Genomic DNA, 5,528 nt, shown 5'->3' on the forward strand with positions numbered 1-5,528 from the left:
TGATCTACAACACCCGACATCTGCTCGCCGTAGTGCGCGAGTACCTCGCGCACTACAACCAACATCGGCCGCATCAGGGCCGCGGGCAACGCCCACCTGACCAAGACGCCCTTCCAGCACCGGTCGCCGATCTGGGTGTGATGCGGGTGCGACGCAGGAAGGTCCTGCATGGGTTGATCAACGAGTATGAGCAGGCCGCGTAGCCAAAACCGAGTTTTCGAACGGTACAGGCCAGGCCGTGGCGGTGCCACAGGCGCTGTAGGCGCTATGACGCCCACCGCCACCAGCGATATGATCATGTTGGCGGCGCGGTCGTCCACCGCAAACACGGCTGCGCCGCCTCTGAACTACTCAAATGCCGATGATCGGATGACTGGCCGCTACATGAACTCTGGGTGCTTTGATCCTTGCCTGGACTACCCTCACTGGCGTGCCCGTTGATGATCTTCCGCTGCCTCCCGCGTTCGAAGCGGTCACGGCCTGGGCTGGTACTGGGCGGGTGATGCGTGCTACCGAGCTGGACGTGGCGACGTGGTGGCTTCCCGAGCCGCAGAAGGCCGCGCTGGTCTCGTGTGGCGTACCGCTGATCGATGACCTCGTGAGTGCGGTGTCATTCCGCGCAGAGCCGACGATGTACCGGTTGGCGAACTCCGAGGACCTGGACTGGGTGTACGGTGCCGCGCCGGGGACCGGTGAGGTGCAGGCATGGCAGTCGGACGGCCGCACCTGGTTCGTCAACTCAACGATCACCCACTGGCTGTGTTCGCTGCACATGGTTGGTAGCTGGTTGACCAGCTCAACCGTCATCGGCCGCTGGGACGAAGACGGACAGGCCGAAGAGGAAGCGCTCGCGGAGCTCGCCGACCTGTTGGAGCGGATCAGGGCCCTTGACCCGCCCGCGTTCGGGGACGGCGACCATGCAACCCACTTCTGGCCCGCAGTGCTCGACCGGTGGCTCTACTGATCGATGCAGACATCCTCTTCTGTTTGATATGCAGGTAAGAGGATGCCTCGATGGTCGACCGGGCCTCAGGACGGCGGGATGAAATGCGCCGTGAACGTGCTCTGCCGTGCCTCGCTCATCCATCGCGCCGTACGAAACCGGCCACTGCGGCCGGCAGCTCGTTCTGGGGCACATCCTCGCAGTCAGGACGGACGAAGTCGAAGAGCACGATGTGCGGTATGCCGACGCGGCTGGGGCCCGTCTACGCTGAGATGTTCCCCGAGAAGGTACGGGCCCTGGTGCTCGACGGCGTGATGGATCCGCACGCGAACACCCTCAAGCGCCGGCAGGAGCTGTGGGCGAGTTTCCAGGAGGCCTTCGACGAGATCGCCGCCTTCTGTATCGAGAAGGGTGACTGCCCGCTCGGCGACTATGTCAAGGGAGCCGCCGCCGAGTACCAGAAACTCGCCCGGCCCTTCTGACCAACCCGGTGCCGGCCGGCACCGGTCGCCGGCTGAGCTTCATCGCCGCCAACGATGGCATCGTCACCGGCCTCTACGCCCAGGGGCTCTGGCCTCATGTCGTGGCCGGCCGGGGCCCGTTGCGTGGCCGGCGGACACTGGGAGGCGTCAGGTTAGTCAGCGGCGCAGACCGCGTATGTGGCAATGCCGTAGCGGACAGTGGTCGTGGTGTTGACGTAGTGCGCGGTCCAACTGCTGAGCCCGGATTGTGTCGCGCGATCGACGAGCCAGCGGACGCCGCCGCCGTGTTCCCACCCGCCGCCTATCGCGAACTCGGTGTTTGTGCAGCTGGCGGCCAGGGTGAGTGAGGTTCCCCGCTCGAGGATGGCGCTTTGGCTGACGCCCGCCGTCCAGTGAACACTGCACAGACGGTGTAGACGGTCGCTGAGCGACTCGCCGTCGTGGCGTTGTACGGCATTACCGTCCAACCCTGGCCGGTGGTGGCCGGGCGGGAATGCATCACCACGAAGCGATTGACGGGGTCGATGCGGAATCCGCCGCCGGTGTTCGACGTACCGGTGGGGCATGTCTTCGTCACGGCGGGGTTCGCGCCCGGTGCGACAGATGTGGTGCGGGAGTCGAAGGTGCGGCCGTCGATGCTGGCGCAGACCGCGAAGACCTCGACCGTCTGGGTCGTGGTCAGTGTGTTGAGGGCGTTGACGAACCATCCGTTGCTGGTCAGGGATGGCCGCGAGGTGTCGATGAACACTTCGTTGGCGGTGCTGGCGGAGAACCCGCCGCTGATCGCGACGCCCCAGCTCTGGCAGTCGACGGTGACCGAGCCCGACGCGCCCGGGGCGAGCGTGAGCGTCCCCCGCCGGGTTTCCCACGCGCGCAGGTCGGCCTGGGCGGCATTGGCGCCGGCCACCGGCGCCACCATCGCCGCTGCCGTAGCGACCATCAGCCAGTGGGTCAGTCGCGTGCGCAGTGTCAGCATCATCAACCTCCAGCGTTCCCCGATCGGCCGCGGGTACTCCTTCAGGCCGAGCGATGTGCCCAGCATGAGTGGAGCCGTTCATCGAACCTGCATCGCGTCGTTCATTGATCGAATAACGGTCACCTCAACTGGGGGAGGCAGCACTTCCGCGAACGACGAGGGACGCCCGCACGATGGTTTCGCCGGGTTTCAGGCCTCCCTCCTTGACGCGGCGGCGGCCTCAACCGCCGCGACTCCCATGAGTTCGCGGTCCTGGCGGACGGCGGTGAGGTCTACTGAGGAGAGACGGGCGATGGCGCGTCATCGAAGCCCTTGACGGACAGGTCTTCGGGAATCCGCACGCCGTTTCGCAGCAGTATCTGTAGCAGCCCGACTGCCGCGTGGTCGCCTTGGTCTTGGCGCGTAAGGATGACCCGACCCGGGTCTACGCCTGGTCAACGTTCCGACGGCGACGACAGTGGCAAGCCCGCGTCAGCCACTACCGCCGACGCGGGCAAATCCCACCATAAGCGCCGTACAGTATTAGACGCGGGCGGCGAGGCGTTGGAACTCGGCGGCGCCGCCATTGAACAGGAAGTTGAGGGATTGGGTCAGCGCAATCGCGGTCAGGTCGCGGTTAGGGTCGGTGAACCACACCGTGCCGAAGCCGCCCTCCCAGCCATACCGGCCCGGCTGCGAGACCTCGTCCGGCGTGACGCTGACCGCCATGCAGTACCCCCAGCCGCGTCCGTTGAGCACGAATCCGCCACCGGCGGCCTGCTGCGGCGTGAGGTGATTGGTCGTCAGCAGCCGGACCGACTCCGCCGACAGCAGGCGCCTACCGTGGTGAACTCCCCGGTTGCGCAACAGCTGGGAGAACGCCAGGTAGTCGTCGATGGTGGACATCAGTCCACTCGCGCCGGACGGGAACGCCGGTGGCTGGGTCAACTCGTGCGGTGGGAACCAGCTCGACAGCTCCAGTTGTCCGGTCTCCGGGTTGCTCTGATAGAGGTCGGGCAACCGGGCGGCGTCGCGGGCGGACACGGAGAATCCGGTCCGCCGCATGCCCAGCGGCCGGAAGACGCGTTCCCTCAGGAAATCCGGCAGCGATTTGCCGGAGGCGCGGGCGATCAGCACGCTCAGCACGAGCGAGCCGGCGTTGTACTGCCACCGCTCACCCGGCTGGGCCATCAACGGCAGGGTACCGAAGCGCCGGATCCACTCGTCCGGCTCGTGCGGGCTGGGCGGGTACGGCTCCGCCATCGTCAGCCGCAGGTTTTTGGCCGCGGCGATGATCGGATAGTCGTCCGGCTCGAAGGGATCGAGGATGAGGCCGTACCCCATCCGGAACGTCAGGAGGTCCTCGACCGTGATCGGGCGCGTCGCCGGCACCGTCTGGTCGAGTGGCCCGTCGAGCCGGGTGAGCACCCGCCGGTTGGCCAGCTCCGGAAGCAGCCGGTCGACCGGTTCGTCGAGCGCGAGCTTGCGGTCCTCGACCAGCATCATCGTCGCCGCGCCGATGATCGGCTTCGTCAACGACGCGATCCGGAACGGCGTGCCACGCCGGATCGGCTCGTCGCTGTCCAGCGACTTCCGGCCGATCGTGTCGACGTGGACCGCGCCGCCGTGCGCGACGAGGTAAACGATCCCGACCAGCTCACCCCGGGCGATGCGCGCCGCCATCGCCTCGTGCAGGGCGGTGAGCCCGGTGCTCGCCGACGCCCGTCCCGGTGCCAGGCCACTGGTGAGCGCTGAGGCACCCACCGCGACGGATCCGGTCAACAACGCTCGCCTGTCCATCGGCAAGCTCCCTTCGCTCATGAGCAACCTAGTAGAGCGAAGGGCCCTTTCATTTTTGTTTCATGAGGGGAAGTGGGTCAGGAGTCGGCCCGCGTGTAGGTCAGGTGCAGCACGCCGATGCTGAAGGTCTTCGAGTCGGTGAGGCGCAGCGGCACCTGCGCGCCGTCCGCGAAGAGTCGCTTGCCGCCGCCGACCACGATCGGGTGCAGCAGCAGGTGCAGCTCGTCGATGAGGCCCCTCGCGCAGCAGCGAGACGACGAGCGTGCCGCTGCCGGTGGTGCCGCCGGGCTCCTCCTTGAGGCGGGTCAGCTCCTTCACGACGTCGCCGCTGATGAGCGTCGAGTTCTGCCACTCGGCCGTCGTCAACGTCTGGGAGACGACGTACTTGCCGTCTGGAAGCCCGCTACATCGCGTGACCCGCCGCCTCCGCTAAACCGGCCGCCGAGAATGCCAACGGGTGTGTCCCGATCCGGCCCGAGCTCGACTTTTACGAGGCGGGCCGGGTCGCCAGCGAGGAACTGACAACACCGACCTCGAGGTGTAGAACCATCAGCGTCTCCAACATTCGCGACGCCGCGAACCCGGCGGACCGCTGCCAGGTTTTCCTGGTCGGGTTCTGGCCGCTCGTTGACGGCTCCTTTACCTACACGGAGCCGGTGACCGCGTGTGGCCCGCACCGGACAGTATTGGCTCGCAACGTGCCCAACAACGCCCACTACATAGTGCTCTACGCCGTCGACTACATCGAGCCCGAAGTTCAGGTCGTGAAGTACCGCGTTTGGCACTGAGCCGTCCAACGCTTGCCCGTGGCGAGAACTACCCGCGAAGCGAAACGAGCAAGACCCCGCCCGTACGGCGGGGTCTTGCATCGTGTGGGGTCGCGGCGATACGGCCGCAGGCCCGACGCCCGTCAGGGCGGCGTGATCGCTGCCAGGGTCCGCTTCACCGTCGTTGGATGTGGTTCGACACAGGCAGTCGGACCGCTGCCGTTTGCGGGGACCAGGGGCGCCTGTCAAAGGGATTCTGGCGCCTTCGATCTGTGTCTGGGGCGGTGTCCGCGTAGGAGGCGTATGCCATACAGGACGGCGGTTAGGCACAACAGCGCTGCTAACGCCAGACCGATCGCGGACAGGGTCGATAGGCCTGACTGCGGTCGGCGGGGTTCCTCGGCCGCATCTACTCCGAGCCACTTGTTCCAGGCGGTGAGGACCGATTCGTTGAACGTCGCGCCACTGTTGCTGTTGGTCCGGAACCTGTCAAGATCAATGAGACAAGATCTTTTTAGTTCGTCTGTTGTGCGGCCGTCTGCAGTGCTGGCCGATTGATCCAAACCGCGGAGGGCAGTGGC

General features: G+C 66.3%; 5 protein-coding genes and 2 pseudogenes. 3 read left to right on the top strand and 4 right to left on the bottom strand.

Features of this window, described 5'->3' with window-relative positions:
• The 3 genes and pseudogenes from V6V89_RS40950 to V6V89_RS40960 form a co-directional block, all read left to right on the top strand.
• Window positions 1-203, top strand: a pseudogene (locus tag V6V89_RS40950) (integrase core domain-containing protein); the annotation flags it as partial.
• 227 nt (window positions 204-430) lie between these two features.
• Entirely contained in the window at window positions 431-964 is a 534-nt protein-coding gene (locus V6V89_RS40955; protein ID WP_334625116.1) for an SUKH-4 family immunity protein, read from the top strand.
• 218 nt (window positions 965-1,182) lie between these two features.
• The gene (locus V6V89_RS40960; protein WP_334625117.1) at window positions 1,183-1,425 is read left to right on the top strand and encodes an alpha/beta fold hydrolase; all 243 of its coding nucleotides are present in this window, start codon (window positions 1,183-1,185) and stop codon (window positions 1,423-1,425) included.
• Between the two features lie 301 nt (window positions 1,426-1,726).
• Here the strand turns inward: V6V89_RS40960 and V6V89_RS40965 are convergent, their stop codons facing one another.
• The 4 genes and pseudogenes from V6V89_RS40965 to V6V89_RS40975 all read right to left on the bottom strand — a co-directional run.
• Window positions 1,727-2,401 carry a hypothetical protein gene (locus tag V6V89_RS40965; protein ID WP_334625118.1) on the bottom strand — a complete coding sequence of 225 codons (675 nt, stop codon included), beginning with the start codon at window positions 2,399-2,401 and terminating at the stop codon, window positions 1,727-1,729.
• Window positions 2,402-2,673: 272 nt separating this feature from the next.
• Window positions 2,674-2,811 carry a substrate-binding domain-containing protein gene (locus V6V89_RS42035; protein ID WP_442935326.1) on the bottom strand — a complete coding sequence of 46 codons (138 nt, stop codon included), beginning with the start codon at window positions 2,809-2,811 and terminating at the stop codon, window positions 2,674-2,676.
• Window positions 2,812-2,923: 112 nt separating this feature from the next.
• Window positions 2,924-4,180 (bottom strand): serine hydrolase domain-containing protein, encoded by a 1,257-nt coding sequence (locus V6V89_RS40970; RefSeq protein WP_334625119.1) that lies wholly within the window; start codon window positions 4,178-4,180, stop codon window positions 2,924-2,926.
• A 77-nt stretch (window positions 4,181-4,257) separates the two neighbouring features.
• Window positions 4,258-4,413: pseudogene (locus tag V6V89_RS40975) on the bottom strand (dihydrofolate reductase family protein); the annotation flags it as partial.
• Window positions 4,414-5,528 lie beyond the last annotated feature (1,115 nt).

This window comes from Micromonospora sp. CPCC 206061 (genome assembly GCF_036906915.1).
Taxonomy (GTDB): domain Bacteria; phylum Actinomycetota; class Actinomycetes; order Mycobacteriales; family Micromonosporaceae; genus Phytohabitans.

Coding starts and splice junctions, on each gene's coding strand:
- V6V89_RS40965 (WP_334625118.1), bottom strand. CDS start 2,401: ATGCTGACACTGCGCACGCGACTGACCCACTGGCTGATGGTCGCTACG.
- V6V89_RS40960 (WP_334625117.1), top strand. CDS start 1,183: ATGCCGACGCGGCTGGGGCCCGTCTACGCTGAGATGTTCCCCGAGAAG.
- V6V89_RS40970 (WP_334625119.1), bottom strand. CDS start 4,180: ATGGACAGGCGAGCGTTGTTGACCGGATCCGTCGCGGTGGGTGCCTCA.